The sequence below is a fragment of the Bradyrhizobium sp. NDS-1 genome (assembly GCF_032918005.1).
Taxonomy (GTDB): domain Bacteria; phylum Pseudomonadota; class Alphaproteobacteria; order Rhizobiales; family Xanthobacteraceae; genus Bradyrhizobium; species Bradyrhizobium tunisiense.
Genome location: NZ_CP136628.1, coordinates 7,631,183 through 7,645,890, shown reverse-complemented (window position 1 = coordinate 7,645,890; position 14,708 = coordinate 7,631,183). Strand labels below are relative to the sequence as shown.

Genomic DNA, 14,708 nt, shown 5'->3' with positions numbered 1-14,708 from the left:
CGTCAGAAAACTTCTCTTGAGAGATATGGTTGCGTTGTGAGCGCCATGCAGGGTTCCTGCCGGACCCCTTGAGCAGGGCCCTTGGAATGGCGCGACCTCAAAGCGAGTCCATCGTCAGGCATGGCTCGACCGTCCGGCGGGAATGCCGCGTCAGATCAGCGATGTCAGAGATGGAGGGTTCGCGAGGTCAGCGCGTACTCGGCGCTTCGTCACACGCGGGAGGCTGGAGGTTCGACGGATCTAGAACGGCATCGTGGGAATGGGAAACGTGCTGCAATACCGCGTTGAGTCCGTAAGACATAATACCTCCCCGTCCTGCCGTGATTGCTCGCGACAAGGTCCTGCGTGTCTTGACGACAGCCGCGCCGTACTCCTGCGCGGATGCCTGCCCGTGTACTGGTCGTCCGCTCGACTTCGCCGCCTTGCGTGCCGGGGTAGCTTCGCGATGTCTCTCATATGCGCTTGGCACGAGGCGGGAAGATCCCGCTTGGAGACATTCAGACAAAGAGCTACCATTCCCACATTGCTATGGGTTGTGAACCGTCATCACTTGTTGAAGCGTCGCCTACGTGCACACCGCCGCCGATTTGCACGCTCGCCCCGTTTCCTAAACCGCGCTGGTCTGAAGATCGTGGGCGCCGCTGACGACTTAAGGAATACACTAAGCGGAAAGACTCGCAACGAATTGATTCACATCTGAGCCACCAAAAAAACTTGACGTCGGTTAACGCCCACGCGACTTGTGCACAGGCTTTGGAGCAAGTTTTTGGATTCGTGCACAGAATCGAAAATGCCGCGCCTCATGTGACAATTCTCCGCCACCGCCAAATTTTTTTAACAAATTCGTCACGCGCCCGACGCGCGGGTGAATTTTTCAAACGCTTGCGATCGCTATGTCGATAAGTGATTAGCGAGACACCGTTTTTTGAGTCTCGTTTCGCAGGGTAACTCCCACCGACGTGCGTTCCTGTGAATCTACGGTGTGTAGAACTTTCGTCGCCCGCGGATTCATTTCGAGCGTGCAGCGCAGGGGTTTTTGCAACGCGGTGAAAGTTTCCGCTGTTGCAGAACATCGGCAGGTAGAACTACGGAACGAAGCATAGCGCAGGCGGCAAACCTTCCAATCGAACATCGACGGCGGTGTGACCGCGTGCGAGAATATGACACGCAACAAAAAAGCCCGGCGCGATGCCGGGCTGTCTGACGCTTGCGATGTTGGATCGATCAGTCGATCGATCGGTCCGCCATTACTTGGCGAGCTTGGCGATCTGCGCGGTGAGCCGCGAGACTTTGCGGCTGGCATTGTTCTTGTGAATGATGTTGCGCTGGGCGGCACGCATCAGGGCGGGCTCGGCATTCGCGAGCGCCTTTGCGGCAGCGGCGCGGTCGCCGGTCGCGATGGCTTCTTCGACGGTGCGAACGGCGCCGCGCATCTGGGTACGGCGCGACTTGTTGACGGCGGTGCGGCGGGCGATCTTGCGCGTCGCTTTTTTGGCGGAAGTGGTATTGGCCATGGTCTCAATATCCTTTGCGGGTACCGGTCGCGTCTTGGTCGGGTAGCGCCGGCTTGCTTGACCGCGTAATCGACGCTCGGATTTAGGGTGTTCGGTTGCTGGGCTGTCCCCGGAACACGAGGCCTCAAAGAGCCTGTCAGCTCGAGGGACCTGCAACTGCTCAAAGAACAGCGGCGGCAGGATTGCGCCCGCCGCCAGTTGGCGCCCTTATAGAGAGGGTCGTGCGCACCGTCAACGCTTTCCGGGCTGGAAAAGCGGCCCCTGGGCGCTTCAGGGCGCACGGTAACGCCCTGAAGAGGTTGAATTTCTGCCGTCTCCCGGCTATTGGCTGGCGGCGTTTTGTCGGGTTCTCCGATCGGACGACCATATAAGGTGAGGCATGATCCGCGGCTTTTTCCGACTGATTGGGCTGTTGCTGCTCGCCGGCGGGTTCATCTTCATGGTCTATGACGGCGCCCGCTGGGTGGCCGACCAGACCCTGCGGTTCACCCGGTTCGGCCAGTTCTGGAACGACATCAATCAGGCCAGCCAGTCGGCCTTCCGCACCTGGGTCGAGGCCAAGGCGCCCTGGCTCTGGACCTCGGTGATCCGCCTGCTGCTGGATCAGCCGGTCTTTGCCGTCCTCGGCATTCTCGGCATCCTGCTGATGTTCCTGTTCCGGCCGCGGAAACCGCTGATCGGCTATTCCCGGGATTGATCTTCAATTCCCGCCGGGATTGACCTTCAATTCCCGCCGGGATTTGAGCGCCGCGAGGCGCGGCGTAACAAGGCTGCCTGCGCTGACGTAGAATCCCTATATCCCCACCTGATCGCGAGCACGCCGCGTGAGCATCTGGCTCAGGCGACGGACAGCTCGTTTCGGAGACCCAACCATGCTGTTCATGCGCAAGACCACCGCGTTGCCGAGCGCAGCTGAGGCGTTGCCCGGCCGCGCGCAAGCCATTCCGACCGCGACCACCCATTTCGTCAACGGCAGCAGGCTCAAGCCGCCTTATCCCGCGGGCCTCGAGCAGGCCGTGTTCGGGCTCGGCTGCTTCTGGGGCGCCGAGCGCAAATTCTGGGAGCTCGGCGAGGGCATCTACACGACGGCCGTCGGCTATGCCGGCGGCCACACGCAGAACCCGACCTATGAAGAGACCTGCTCGGGCCGTACCGGCCACACCGAAGTGGTGCTGGTCGTGTTCGACCCGAACAAGATCTCCTATCAGGCGCTGTTGAAGACGTTCTGGGAAAGCCACAACCCGACCCAGGGCATGCGTCAGGGCAACGATGTCGGCACGCAGTACCGCAGCGCGATCTACACCTATTCCGATGCGCAGAAGAAAGCGGCCGACGAGTCGAAGACGCTTTATCAGAAGGCGCTCGCAGCCAGGGGCCTCGGTGCCATCACAACCGAGATCGCACCATCAGGCGAATTCTATTTCGCCGAGGATTACCATCAGCAATATCTGGCGAAGAATCCCGCCGGCTATTGCGGCCTTGGCGGCACCGGCGTGTCCTGTCCGATCGGCGTCGGTGTGAGCGCATAGTCCTACCGGAGGCTCGTCATGGCCGGGTTTGCTCCCGGCCATCCACGATCCCGCTCAACGCTTTATTAACCATAACCGGTGCATCACTGGAGCCGTCTCGTTTCGAGGGATAGGTCCGGTGCCAGTTGCACGCGCGTTTCGATCGTCGATCTCGGCAGTGCTCTTGGCAGCGTCCGCCGCGCTGCCCCTTGGCGGCTGCATGCAGACTGCGGGTCCCGTCCTGGTGGGGCAGCCGCGCGCCGATCTCGACTCGATGGCCTACGGCCAGCCCTACGGCGCTCCGCAGCCGGTCGTCGTCGCCAACAACGGCGGCGGCGCCATCGCGGCGCTCAACAATTCCTTTGCCTCTTCGCCCGCACCCATGCCGGTCGGCTATGCCGCGCCGAGGGCGGTGCCGATGCGCTATGATGCCTCCTACCATCTCGATGCCGGCGACAAGCTCCGCGTCGTGGTCTACGGCCAGGAAGGCCTCACCAACAGCTACGCCATCGATGCCGGCGGCTCCATCACCATGCCGCTGATCGGCGCGGTGCCGGCACGCGGCCGCACCACGGCTGGTCTCGCCGGCGAGATCGCCGCGCGCCTGCGCAACGGCTATATCCGCGAGCCCTCGGTCGCGGTGGAGATCGAGGCCTATCGTCCGTTCTTCATTCTCGGCGAAGTCACGGCCCCCGGCCAGTATCCCTACGTGCCGAACATGACGGTCGAAAGCGCGGTCGCGATCGCCGGCGGCTTCTCGCCGCGCGCCAAGCGTGACGTCGTCACCGTCACCCACACCGAGAACGGCGGCTCCATGCGCGCCGTGGTGCCGCTCGGTACCCCCTTGAACCCCGGCGACACCGTGTTCGTGGGCGAGCGCTGGTTCTAGATTTAAGCGCGTCTCTCTCCTCCGTCATTCCGGGTCGCGCTATAGCGCGAGCCCGGAATCCATTCATCCACAAACTCTGACGCACGATGGATTCCGGGCCTGCGCCTATCGGCGCATCCCGGAATGACGTCGGGGATTGTCCCAGACCCCTACCTCCGAAAATCCAGCCGCCCCTCTGGAAAACATCCGTCGATCCGCCCGGCCTCGACGACCCGCCCGATCCACGGCCGCGTGATCGCCGGCGTGGTCAGGTTGATGTATTTTCCGACCAGGCGTCCCGCGCCGTCGCGCGCGGCCTCGATCAGCCCGTGGCGGCGGCCGTCGTCCCAGTCGAAGCGCAGATAGATCCGGCTCCCCGCGATGCGGATCTCCGCGCGCCCCGGCTTCCACTTGTCCGGCGTATCGCCGGCAATGGTCGGATCGGCGCCGCCGTTCCAGCGGCTCGCCCAGATTCCCTCGATCGGATCCGATGGTGCTGCGAGCGCGGCCCACGTCGCCGCATTGAGGTCTGCCGCATCGCCGGCCAGCGTGGCCGTCGCGGCATAGTCCTTCACTTCGGCATCATCGGGTGAGGGGACGTCCATGGTCCCGAATGGATTGCGGATGACGAGGTGCGCAATGGCTTGCTGCATAACGAGTTCCCGGCGTGAGTTGGGTTGACCAGCCAGCTCTATCGCCGCGCCGCTGCATGCAGCCACCCGATTTCTGCGAGGGGACGCGCTCTCTACCTCAAATGCTTCGCGAAGAACTCCATGCTGCGCGGCCAGGCGATGTCGGCGCTGGCCTTGTCGTAGCTCGCGCGCTCGTCGCAATGAAAGCCGTGCTGCGCGCCCGGATAGATGAAGACCTCCACGTCCGGCCGCTTCGCCTTGATGGTCTCGACGTCGGTCAAGGGGATGCCGGCATCCTTCTCGCCGAAATGCAATTGCGTCGGCACTTTTGGTGTCTCGTCGGCAAAGCGCACGACCGCGCCGCCGTAGTAGCCGATTGCGGCCTTCAGGCCGGTCAATCGCGTCGCCGCGACGAAGGCGATGCTGCCCCCCAAGCAAAAGCCGATGATGCCGACCGGGCCGACGCCTTGGACCGCATCGATCGCCGCCTGCGTGTCGCGCAGCATCGCTGCCCAATCCGGACTGGCGACGAATTTGCGCGCCTCGGCGACCTCGTCGGGCGAATAGCCCGACTGGAAGCCCGGCGCGGTACGGTCGAAGATCGACGGCGCGATCGCGACATAGCCTTCGCCGGCGAGGCGGTCGCAAACCGAGCGGATGTGGTGATTGACGCCGAAGATCTCCTGGATCACCACCACCGCGCCCTTGGGCGTGCCCGAGGGATCAGCGCGATAGGCGCCAAAATGGAAGTTGTCGGACGCCGTCAGCTTGATGTCTTGTCCCACGCGGGTTGTCCTTCTTGGTTGTTACGAACTCTGCTCTTTCCCCTCGTCCTGAGGAGCGGGCCCTTCGAGACGCGGCTAGCCGCTCCTCACCATGGGAGATAAATCTACTCCCACATCCAGTTCTCGCCGTAATCCTCCTTCCATCCCGCCAGCCGTCCGTGGCGGAATTGCAGGAACAGGCGGTGGCGGTACGGGATCAAGCCGCTGCCGCCGATGTTGCGCAGAGCGAGATAGATTTCGTTGCCGGGACGCCCGCGCACATATTGCAGCGACTGCCCGAGGGCGCGGGCGGTCTGTTCGGCATCCATGCCGAAGGCGAGCGGAATGTTGTTCGACAGGGTCGTGACGAAAGGCCGGCGTGACGGCACCGCGCCGGAGGGATCGGCCTGCGCAGATATCGACAGCAACATCGTGGCCGTAGCCAGCATCGCCCGCTTCATCGCCTACGTCCTCGCTTGCCCGACCTATGCCGGCAAGTTCTTCAGGAAAGGCTCGACGGCGTCAACAAAAGCCTTGGGCTGATCGATGTTGACGGCGTGACCGGCCGCGGGGATCACGACCTTTTGTGCGCCGGGGATCTTTGCCGCCATGTAATCGGACGCCGCGAGGAACGGCGTGTCGTCGGCGCCAACCACAACGAGGCAGGGCACCTTGATGTCGGGCAGCAGCTCGATCACGCGGGCGTCGCGCTGGGTCAGCATGCCGCGTGCGGCGAGCGCCAGTCCCCTGGCGTTGCGATGACTGGCGGCGGCCCGCTCGGGCGTCGCCGATTTCAGAACGTCGAGCCCTTCGCGGTCGAGCCTCTCGGCGGTGGCCAGCGCACGCGCATTCCAGGCCTCGCGCGCGTCGTCCTTCTTGAAGCCCGGACCGGTGTCGATGATCAGCAGCGCGCGGGTGCGCTCTGGATGAGCCCGGTAGAACGCCAGCGACATGTAACCGCCGAGTGACAGCCCGCCGATGATCGCTTGCTCAGTGCCGACCGCATCGAGGATCGCCGCGATGTCGCCGACGGTCAGAGCTTCGCTGTAGGCGTTCGCGTCACCGGGATAATCGGATTGGCCGTGGCCGCGCATGTCCCACAAGATCAGCTTGTGCTCCTTCGCAAGCGCATCGACCTGGCCGTGCCACATCGCGGAGGTCGAGGAGTAGCCATGGGTCAGCAGCAATGGCGGCCCCTCGCCATGAACCTCATAGTAGATATTGACGCCGTCCCGATCGATCTCAGGCATTGCTTCCGACCCTGTCTTTCTCATCTCGCCGCGACGCCGGTGCACCCTCTTTCACAAGGGGAGACGGGACGTTCGCGGCGGCAGTTTTGCTCACCTCACTTCGTCACAGTCTAGCCTGCCTGGTTACCTGTAAGAAACTGCCTCGACGCGATGGCGCGCATGTGCGGCGCGCCGCTGTTGCGTCCAGTCGCTGCGTCGGTGCCGTTGGCGCGGCGCACAACGAGCAAGTGCAGAGGTCGTCTGTTTCGACTCATTCCAAATTGCATTTGCCACGGCAACCAAACCCGATCATTCTCGCCGGCAAGGCTGGCGCCGGCCCGGTGGGCGTCCGCCATTCAAGTTGCCGCCGTAAGCGGCTTCATGCACCGGCAGGGGAAGACGCCTATGCCAACACTCACCATCAACGGGCGGAGTCTGTCCGTGGATGCGGCGAACGACACGCCGCTCCTCTGGGCGATCCGCGAGCAATTGCAGATGACCGGCACCAAGTTCGGCTGCGGTGCCGGGCTGTGCGGCGCGTGCACCGTGCACGTCAACGGCGAAGCCGTGCGCTCGTGCCAGACCATGCTCAGTGACGTCGCCGGCAAGAAGATCACCACCATCGAAGGCCTCTCCGCCAAGGGTGATCATCCGTTGCAAAAAGCATGGATCGCCGAACAGGTGCCGCAATGCGGCTATTGCCAGTCCGGGCAGATCATGCAGGCAGCCTCGCTGCTGTCGAAGAATCCCAATCCGTCCAAGGAGGAAGTGGTCGCGCATATGGACGGCAATCTCTGCCGCTGCATGACCTATTCACGGATCCAGAAGGCGATCATGCGCGCCGCATCCGAGATGCGCACCGCGTCCGCTACCTCCAACGAGCGGAGGCCCACATGAACGAGCATGTGAAGAACGTGACTCCTGAGACGACCGATCTCAGCCGCCGCTCCTTCCTCGTCGGCACCGCCGCGACCGGACTCGTGCTCGGCTATGCCGGCGTCCCCGGCATCGGCGAAGCGCTCGCCGCGCCCTCGAATTTCGAGCCGAGCGTCTGGTACGCGATCTCGCCGGATGGTCCGGTCACGGTGACCTGTGGCAAGGCCGACATGGGCCAACACATCGCCTCCACCATGGCGCAGATCGTCTGCGAGGAGCTAGGCGCGAAGTGGAGTGACATGCGCGTCGCGCTCGCCTCCAACGATCCGAAGTTCAACGACCCCGTGCTGGGCGCCCAGATCACCGGTGGCAGCTGGTCGACCATGATGAACTTCGACGCCATGAGTCGCGCGGGCGCCGCGGGCCGCATGGCCCTGACGGAAGGCGCGGCCGCCGCGATGGGTGTGCCGGCATCGGAACTCGTGGTGCGCGATTCCATGATCGTGCATCCGAAGTCGAAGAAGCAGATGTCGTTCGCGGACGTCGTGAAGAGCGGCAAGGCGACGAAAACCTTCACGCCGGACGAACTGAAGGCGATCAAGCTGAAGACGCCGGACCAATACACCATGGTCGGCGTCTCGGTGCCGCAGCTCGACATCCCCTCCAAGACCAACGGCACGGCCAAATACGGCATCGACGTGATGCTGCCTGGCATGGCCTATGGCGCGGTGGTCACCCCGCCGGTGCGCTTCGGCGCCACGGTGAAATCGGTCGACGACAGCACGGCGAAGAAGGTGCCGGGCTTCATCAAGGCCGTCACCCTCGACGACAAGACCGGCACGACCTCCGGCTGGGTCGTTGCGGTCGCCAGCACCTATGCCAACGCCAAGAAGGCGGCGCAGGCGCTAAAGATCGCCTATGACGGTGGTCCGAACGCGAAGCTATCGAGCCAGTCGTTGCTCGACGAGGCCAAGCGGCTCCAGAAGCTGGACGATTCCGGTCAATACTTCGTCAAGGACGGCGATCCCGCAGCGGCGTTCGGTTCCGCGGCCAAGGTGGTCGAGGCCGAGTACACCACCAGCATCAACATCCATGCGCCGCTGGAGCCAATGAACGCCACTGCGGAGTTCAAGGGCGACATCCTGCACATCTATTCCGGCAACCAGTTCGCGACGCGCTCCGGCGCGATTGCAGCGGGCGCAGCCGGGATCGATCCGAAGTTCGTGGTCATGCACCAGATGTGGCTGGGCGGCGGCTTCGGCCGCAGGCTCGATGCCGACATGATGATTCCGGCCGTGCAGGCGGCGAAAGCGGTCGGCAAGCCGGTCAAGGTGATCTACACGCGCGAGAACGACATGACGATGGATTTCTCGCGTCCGCTCACCTACCAAAAGGTCAAGGCCGGCGTGGACGGCGACGGCAAGCTGGTCGCGCTCAGCCACGACGTGGTCTCGGCCTGGCCGACCGCGCGCTGGGGAATCCCTGATTTCCTGACGCCCTCGGTCGACAAGAAGGGGCCGCTCGACAGCTTCACGGTCAATGGCGCGGACTTCTTCTACACCGTGCCCAACCATTATGTGCGCGCGATCAAGAACGAGCTCGCGCACAACGCGACGCCGTCCGGTCAGCTCCGCTCGGTGGCGCCGGGCTGGACCTTCTGGGCGGTCGAAAGCATGATCGACGAGATCGCGGCAGCCACGGGCAAGGATCCCGCCCAGTTCCGCATCTCGCTGCTCGATGGCGCCGGCAAGAACGACGGCGGCGCGCAACGCTTACGCAACACGCTGCTCGCCGCGATGGGTCTGTCAGGCTACGGCAGCAGGCAATTGCCGAAAGGCGAGGGCATGGGGGTTGCCTGCGTGTCGTCGCAGGAGCGTGCGACCGCAAGTTGGACCGCCTGCGTCGCCCATGTCGCGGTGGCGCCGTCGGGCGCCGTCACAGTGAAGAAGCTCACGATCGCAACCGACGTCGGCACCCAGGTGCATCCCGACAACATCCGCGCCCAGGTCGAGGGCGCGGCGCTGTGGGGGCTCTCGCTTGCGATGTACGAGAAGGCGACGCTGAAGGACGGTGGCATCGAGCAGACCAATTTCGACAGCTATACGCCCTTGCGCATGAGCCAGGTGCCCGAGGTCGCGATCGCCGTGATCGCAAATGGCGAGAAGGCCACCGGCGTTGGCGAGCCCGCGGTGACGGTGGTCGCCCCGGCCATCGGCAACGCCATCTTCAACGCGAGCGGAGCCCGCGTGCGGGCACTGCCCATCACGGCCGAGGCCGTGAAGGCGAGCATGAAGGCGTGAGCCGGGCTGCGATTGCCGAATGAGATGATCCGCCGGAGGGCGACCTCCGGCGGATTTGTTTTGGGGCCGTCTCCACAATCTCAGTGTTATGCCCGGGCTTGACCGGGGCATCCAGTGCGTGGCCGCGGACGTGGTGAGAGCGAACTCCCCAACGTCGGCCTCTGGAATAATGGATCGCCCGGTCGAGCCGGGCGACGACAGCGGAGGGTGGGCGAGAACACCCGAAATTCTCCTTATCCATCAATGCCCGTTCTACTGTGCATCGGGTTGCTTTCGCAATTTTTGAAGTTCCCGTCGCTGGAACCCCAATCCCTAAAATTGCACCCAATCCCCCAAGGTTCCGTTGAGCACGCCTCTTAAGGGCCAGAAAACCTGATCCGGCCTAGGCTGTCGCCAAATCCAGTCCCACGCTTTGGGGAAGTCATGAACGCGCTAGCCAAAACCGCCGCCAAACGCCGGCTTCTGCTCGCCTCCGACCGAAGCGACGAGAGCACCGAGCTCGCCAGCATCTTGAAAGCAGTCGGCGAGGTCTCGACGGTGTCGACAGAGGAGATTCCCACCCAGCCGGCGCGCGATCTCTCCGGCCTCGTGGTCGACATCAACCTGCGCTCGCCTGAGAGCGTGCAGCGGGTGCGCAACAAGCTGCGCGGCGATGCCTATCGGTCGATGCCGCGGCTGTTCGTGCTCGCCGATGCCCTGCATCACGGCACCATGCAGGCATGGGCGCTCGGCGCCACCGACACGATCTCGCGGCCGCTTCAGGCCGATGCCATTTTGCAGCGCATCCGCGCCGCCTTCCCGGACACCGCCGCCTACGACGCGACCGATCGCGGCAAGACGCTCAACCGCGGGGTCGACGCGGCGCATGCCGTGCTGAAGAAGATGTTCGAGAAGCTTCCGCTCGGCGTGCCCCTGACCTTCGACGATGTCATCGCCGCGGAAAGCAAGATCCTGAAGGCGATCAAGCACTCCTCGCTGCGCGAATGGCTCACCACGGTCGGCTGCCACCATGTCGGCAGCTATCGTCACTGCCTGTTCGTCACCGGTTTCGCCGTCGCCTTTGCGCAGCATCTCGGCATGCGCGAGGACGACCAGCGCCGCCTGACCCGCGCCGCGCTGCTGCACGACGTCGGCAAGGCTTTCGTACCCTCCGCGCTGCTCGACAAGCCCGGCAAGCTGACCGACGAGGAGATGGCCGAGGTCCGCCAGCATCCGCGCCGCGGCTATGACGCGCTCGCAGCCCAAGGCGGCTTCCCGCCGGAGATGCTCGACGTCGTCTTGCATCACCACGAATTCCTCGACGGCAGCGGCTATCCGAACGGTCTGTCGTCGAACCAGATCAGCGACATCGTGAGGGTGACGACGATCGTCGACATCTACGCCGCGCTGGTCGAGAAACGCGCCTACCGCATGCCCTTCACGCATTCGCGTGCGTTCGGGATGATGGAAGGCATGGGCGGCAAGCTCGATCAGCAGCTGTTGCAGGCGTTCCGCCCCGTCGCGCTGGGCTCGTTTTAATGCGACATTCTCCGCTGCCGTAGGGTGGGCAAAGCGAAGCATGCCCCACCACTTCTAAGACGTGGGCACGGCGCTGACGCGCCTTTGCCCACCCTACGGCAGCGTGCCGTTTGGCGGCACCTTCCTCACCCCACCATCTTCCTCAGCTCCGCCTTCGCGACCTTTTCCAGCGTCGAGCGCGGCATGTCGTCGACGAACCGGATCTCACGCGGCACCTTGAAGTCGGCGAGGCCGCTACGGCAGGCGGCCATCACGCGGTCATGCAGGTCGGGCGCAGCGCCCGCGACGCCGCCCTGCGGAATGATGAAGACGACAGGCACCTCGTCCAGCATCGGATGGGCCTTCGCCACCACGGCCGCCTCGCGCACGCCCGGCACCACCGCGATCACCTGCTCGATCTCGGAGGCCGCGACGTTCTCGCCGCCGACCTTCAGCATGTCCTTGGCGCGGTCGCCGAACTTGATGTAGCCGTTCGCGAGACGCTCGACCCGGTCGCCGGTAAGGAAGAAGCCGTGCTCGTCAAAACTCTCCCGCGTCGCCTTTTCGTTGTGCAGGTATTCGGCGAACAGCGACAGGCCGGGAATGCCCTTGATTGCGAGATTGCCGGTGCCGCCGACGTCCGTCGGCCGGCCGTCATCGTCGGTGATGCGGATCTGATACTCCGGCGCGGCGCGGCCGATCGACATCGGGATGTTGGGCTGGTCGACCTCGCCGATGATGCCGTGGGTGATGGTCTCGGTCATGCCCCACCAGCCGATCATCTTGATGCCGAAGGCGGCAAAGGCCGGCGGCTCGTTGATCGCGGTGCCCCACAGGCGGAATTTGTGGTCTTTCGGGATCTCCTGCTCGAGCAGAGCCTTCATGCAGAAGGGAATCGTCGAGGTCCAGGTCGCGCCGTGCTCGCGCGCGACGCCCCAGAACCGGCGCGCGGAAAAGCGCGGCTGGATCACGCAGGTACTGCCGACCCACAGCGTCGCCAGCATGGAATAGGCCAGCGCATTGGTGTGGAACAGCGGCAGATAGGCCTGGTGCACGTCGCCGGCATGCAAATCCTCGTGCGCGGCGTTGATCTTGGCACCCCACAGAGCGTTGGCATGGGTCCACAGCACAGCCTTCGGACGCGACGTCGTGCCCGAGGTGTATTGCACGCTGCACGGCGCGAGCGGATCGGTCGCGCGCTTAGGACGACCGGCGCTGTCGGCGAACAGCGATTCAAAACTGTCGCCGCGTGAAACCGCCTGCGCGGGCGCCGTGCCCGCATCATGCGAGGTGACCGCCATCCAGCGGAGGTTGCGGCAGTTCTGCGCGACGATCTCCGCATAGGCTGGCTGCGTGATCGCGGCGACTGCGCCGCAATGATCGGCAAAATAGGCGATCTCGGCCGGCGCCGACCGGGTGTTGGTGGTGACCGCGATGGCGCCGAGCTCGACACAGCCAAACCACGCCAGCATCGCCTCGATGCAATTGTCCAGATGAATGAGGACATATTCGCCGGGCCTGATGCCGCGTCGTGCCAGCCCCGCCGCGAGCGCGCCGACCCGCTCGTGAAATTCGCCATAGCTCCAGCGCCGCGCCGGCGCATCGAACGGCGCCCAGATCAGGAACGGATGGTCACGGCGGACCTCGGCCCGCATCCTCAAGAGCCAGGGCACGTCGAGCCCGTCGAACGGGCCGACGATACCGGTGTCGGTCTGATGAATGGACATGATTCCTCCCCGTGCAGCCTGCATCTTGATGGCAGCTGTCTTTTGATGATTGCGTCTTCCTGCCATCGGACGAGGCGGGGCGCAAATCGGGGGGCATTTGCATGAAGTAAGGAGCGCGCTCTCTCCTCCGACATGGCTGGGACAAGCCCGGGTGTGACGATGGAGTGTGTCGCGCCGGGTTGACCTAATCCGCGTACGACGAGATCTCGATCAGGCTCCCATCCGGATCCCGGCAATAGACCGAGCGCAGCGTGCCGCGGGCGCCCTGCTTGGGAACCGGGCCTTCCTCGATCGCGACGCCATGTGCCGTTAAATGCGCCACCACCTCGTCGGGCGGCGAGGAGGTCAGGAAACACAGGTCTTCGCTGCCGGCGGCTGGGTTGTTCGCGGTGAACCATTCCACCTTGTCGGCGTCGCGCGGCCGCACGTTGATCTTCTGATTACCAAACGCGAGCGACGTCCGCGGCGCTTTGCCGCCGCCAGGGTCGAACACTTTGACTTCCATGCCGAGGATCTTGCGGTACCACTCCGCGGTCGCCGCAACGTCCGCGGCGTTGATCACGAGATGATCGAGGGCCTCGACCTTGACCGGCATGCCTTATCCTTTCGTCGTGATGCGCCCCGCGCACTTTTCGCCTGCGGCAAGCTTTGTTACAACCCCACCGACGCCGGCTTCAAGACATCTGGCTTCAAGAACAACACGTTGGGAGAACCCTTGAGATGATCACTCGCCGTACCGCGCTGGGCCTGCTCGCCGCCAGTCCGCTTGCAGCCACCCCGCTGTCGAAGGCTTTTGCCGCCGATTACCCGGCCCGGCCGGTGAAATGGGTGGTCGGCTATCCGCCGGGCGGAGCCACGGACATCCTGGCGCGGCTGATCGGCCAGCGGCTGTCGGAAAAGCTCGGCCAGCAGTTCGTGATCGAGAACAAGCCCGGTGCCGGCAACAATATCGCCACCGAATCGGTCATCAATGCCGAGCCCGACGGCTATACGCTGCAGCTGATCAACCCGGCCAACTATATCAACGCCTCGCTCTACAAGAATCTCAAGTTCAACTTCGTGCAGGATATGGCGCCGGTGGCCTCGTTCCAGCGCGTGCCGAACGTGATGACCGTCAACAAGGACGTGCCGGCCAAGACCGTCGCCGAGTTCATCGAGTATGTGAAGGCCAACCCCGGCAAGGTCAACATGGCCTCGTCCGGCAACGGCACCTCGGTGCATCTGTCCGGCGAGATGTTCATGGCCATGACCGGCTGCAAGATGCAGCACGTGCCCTATCGGGGCGCGGCGCCCGCGATCACCGACATGCTCGCCGGCCAGGTGCAGGTGATCTTCGACAACATGCCTTCGATCATCCAGCACATCCGCTCCGGCTCGCTTCGCGCCATCGGCGTCACCACCACGGAACGCTCGCCGCAGCTGCCCGACGTGCAGCCGGTCGCCGACACCGTCAAGGGCTATGAGGCCAGCGCGCTGTTCGGCATGGGCGCGCCGAAGAACACGCCGAAGGAAATCATCGCCAAGCTCAACGCCGAGGTCGCCGCGGTGCTGAAGGAGCCCGACATGACCAAGCGCCTGGTCGAGCTCGGCGGCGAGCCGCGGATCCAGACTCCGGAAGCGTTCGGTGAGGAGATCAAGGCCGAGACCGAAAAGTGGAGGAAGGTCGTCGAATTCGCCGGCCTGAAGGTCGAGTAGCGATCTTGTGACAACCGGAAAATGGAGCCCTGCCGCATGGCAGGGCTTTTTTCTTGCGTGCCTGGTTGCGCGGCGCGCGAGGCCGGTCGCGCCGTATC

14 protein-coding genes are annotated in these 14,708 nt (G+C 64.2%); 7 read left to right on the top strand and 7 right to left on the bottom strand.

All coding sequences use genetic code 11. From position 1 onward, the window contains the following. Positions 1–1,247: 1,247 nt before the first annotated feature. Positions 1,248–1,514 carry a 30S ribosomal protein S20 gene (rpsT, locus tag RX330_RS35670; RefSeq protein ID WP_212083530.1) on the bottom strand — a complete coding sequence of 89 codons (267 nt, stop codon included), beginning with the start codon at positions 1,512–1,514 and terminating at the stop codon, positions 1,248–1,250. A gap of 379 nt (positions 1,515–1,893) precedes the next feature. Here rpsT and RX330_RS35665 point away from each other — a divergent pair, with 379 nt between their 5' ends. From RX330_RS35665 to RX330_RS35655, 3 genes are all read left to right on the top strand, one after another. Beyond that, entirely contained in the window at positions 1,894–2,211 is a 318-nt protein-coding gene (locus RX330_RS35665) for a hypothetical protein (RefSeq protein WP_212083532.1), read from the top strand. A gap of 175 nt (positions 2,212–2,386) precedes the next feature. Further along, positions 2,387–3,043 (top strand): peptide-methionine (S)-S-oxide reductase MsrA, encoded by a 657-nt coding sequence (gene msrA, locus RX330_RS35660; protein ID WP_317241632.1) that lies wholly within the window; start codon positions 2,387–2,389, stop codon positions 3,041–3,043. A gap of 118 nt (positions 3,044–3,161) precedes the next feature. Continuing rightward, entirely contained in the window at positions 3,162–3,911 is a 750-nt protein-coding gene (locus tag RX330_RS35655) for a polysaccharide biosynthesis/export family protein (protein WP_317241631.1), read from the top strand. Positions 3,912–4,060: 149 nt separating this feature from the next. Here RX330_RS35655 and RX330_RS35650 read toward each other — a convergent pair whose 3' ends face one another. The 4 genes from RX330_RS35650 to RX330_RS35635 form a co-directional block, all read right to left on the bottom strand. Then, positions 4,061–4,543: a hypothetical protein gene (locus RX330_RS35650; protein WP_317241630.1), complete on the bottom strand. Its 483-nt coding sequence runs from the start codon at positions 4,541–4,543 to the stop codon at positions 4,061–4,063. A gap of 92 nt (positions 4,544–4,635) precedes the next feature. Beyond that, a complete protein-coding gene (locus RX330_RS35645) occupies positions 4,636–5,307 on the bottom strand; it encodes a dienelactone hydrolase family protein (RefSeq protein ID WP_317241629.1) in 672 nt (223 codons plus the stop codon). A gap of 104 nt (positions 5,308–5,411) precedes the next feature. Further along, a complete protein-coding gene (locus RX330_RS35640; protein WP_317241628.1) occupies positions 5,412–5,747 on the bottom strand; it encodes a hypothetical protein in 336 nt (111 codons plus the stop codon). Positions 5,748–5,771: 24 nt separating this feature from the next. Continuing rightward, complete coding sequence (locus RX330_RS35635) at positions 5,772–6,536, bottom strand: alpha/beta fold hydrolase (protein WP_317241627.1); 765 nt, start codon at positions 6,534–6,536, stop codon at positions 5,772–5,774. Positions 6,537–6,920: 384 nt separating this feature from the next. Here RX330_RS35635 and RX330_RS35630 point away from each other — a divergent pair, with 384 nt between their 5' ends. The 3 genes from RX330_RS35630 to RX330_RS35620 all read left to right on the top strand — a co-directional run bounded on the left by RX330_RS35630 (position 6,921) and on the right by RX330_RS35620 (position 11,209). After that, a complete protein-coding gene (locus RX330_RS35630) occupies positions 6,921–7,412 on the top strand; it encodes a (2Fe-2S)-binding protein (protein WP_212083559.1) in 492 nt (163 codons plus the stop codon). Next, the gene (locus tag RX330_RS35625) at positions 7,409–9,691 is read left to right on the top strand and encodes a xanthine dehydrogenase family protein molybdopterin-binding subunit (RefSeq protein ID WP_317241626.1); all 2,283 of its coding nucleotides are present in this window, start codon (positions 7,409–7,411) and stop codon (positions 9,689–9,691) included. Before RX330_RS35630 ends, RX330_RS35625 begins: the two co-directional genes overlap by 4 nt. A 423-nt stretch (positions 9,692–10,114) precedes the next feature. Further along, a complete protein-coding gene (locus RX330_RS35620; RefSeq protein ID WP_212083570.1) occupies positions 10,115–11,209 on the top strand; it encodes an HD-GYP domain-containing protein in 1,095 nt (364 codons plus the stop codon). Between the two features lie 125 nt (positions 11,210–11,334). Here the strand turns inward: RX330_RS35620 and RX330_RS35615 are convergent, their stop codons facing one another. Next, on the bottom strand, positions 11,335–12,915 hold the full coding sequence (locus tag RX330_RS35615; protein WP_317241625.1) for an AMP-binding protein: 1,581 nt from the start codon (positions 12,913–12,915) through the stop codon (positions 11,335–11,337). Between the two features lie 184 nt (positions 12,916–13,099). After that, complete coding sequence (locus RX330_RS35610; protein ID WP_212083574.1) at positions 13,100–13,510, bottom strand: VOC family protein; 411 nt, start codon at positions 13,508–13,510, stop codon at positions 13,100–13,102. A gap of 125 nt (positions 13,511–13,635) precedes the next feature. On the opposite strand from RX330_RS35610, the gene RX330_RS35605 reads away from it, so the two are divergent. After that, positions 13,636–14,610 (top strand): Bug family tripartite tricarboxylate transporter substrate binding protein, encoded by a 975-nt coding sequence (locus RX330_RS35605; protein WP_212083577.1) that lies wholly within the window; start codon positions 13,636–13,638, stop codon positions 14,608–14,610. The last annotated feature ends 98 nt before the right edge of the window (positions 14,611–14,708 follow it).

Excerpts from the sequence above, each read along its gene's own strand:
- rpsT (WP_212083530.1), bottom strand. The coding sequence starts at position 1,514 with ATGGCCAATACCACTTCCGCCAAAAAAGCGACGCGCAAGATCGCCCGC.
- RX330_RS35665 (WP_212083532.1), top strand. The coding sequence starts at position 1,894 with ATGATCCGCGGCTTTTTCCGACTGATTGGGCTGTTGCTGCTCGCCGGC.
- msrA (WP_317241632.1), top strand. The coding sequence starts at position 2,387 with ATGCTGTTCATGCGCAAGACCACCGCGTTGCCGAGCGCAGCTGAGGCG.
- RX330_RS35650 (WP_317241630.1), bottom strand. The coding sequence starts at position 4,543 with ATGCAGCAAGCCATTGCGCACCTCGTCATCCGCAATCCATTCGGGACC.
- RX330_RS35640 (WP_317241628.1), bottom strand. The coding sequence starts at position 5,747 with ATGAAGCGGGCGATGCTGGCTACGGCCACGATGTTGCTGTCGATATCT.
- RX330_RS35635 (WP_317241627.1), bottom strand. The coding sequence starts at position 6,536 with ATGCCTGAGATCGATCGGGACGGCGTCAATATCTACTATGAGGTTCAT.
- RX330_RS35630 (WP_212083559.1), top strand. The coding sequence starts at position 6,921 with ATGCCAACACTCACCATCAACGGGCGGAGTCTGTCCGTGGATGCGGCG.
- RX330_RS35625 (WP_317241626.1), top strand. The coding sequence starts at position 7,409 with ATGAACGAGCATGTGAAGAACGTGACTCCTGAGACGACCGATCTCAGC.
- RX330_RS35620 (WP_212083570.1), top strand. The coding sequence starts at position 10,115 with ATGAACGCGCTAGCCAAAACCGCCGCCAAACGCCGGCTTCTGCTCGCC.
- RX330_RS35615 (WP_317241625.1), bottom strand. The coding sequence starts at position 12,915 with ATGTCCATTCATCAGACCGACACCGGTATCGTCGGCCCGTTCGACGGG.
- RX330_RS35610 (WP_212083574.1), bottom strand. The coding sequence starts at position 13,510 with ATGCCGGTCAAGGTCGAGGCCCTCGATCATCTCGTGATCAACGCCGCG.
- RX330_RS35605 (WP_212083577.1), top strand. The coding sequence starts at position 13,636 with ATGATCACTCGCCGTACCGCGCTGGGCCTGCTCGCCGCCAGTCCGCTT.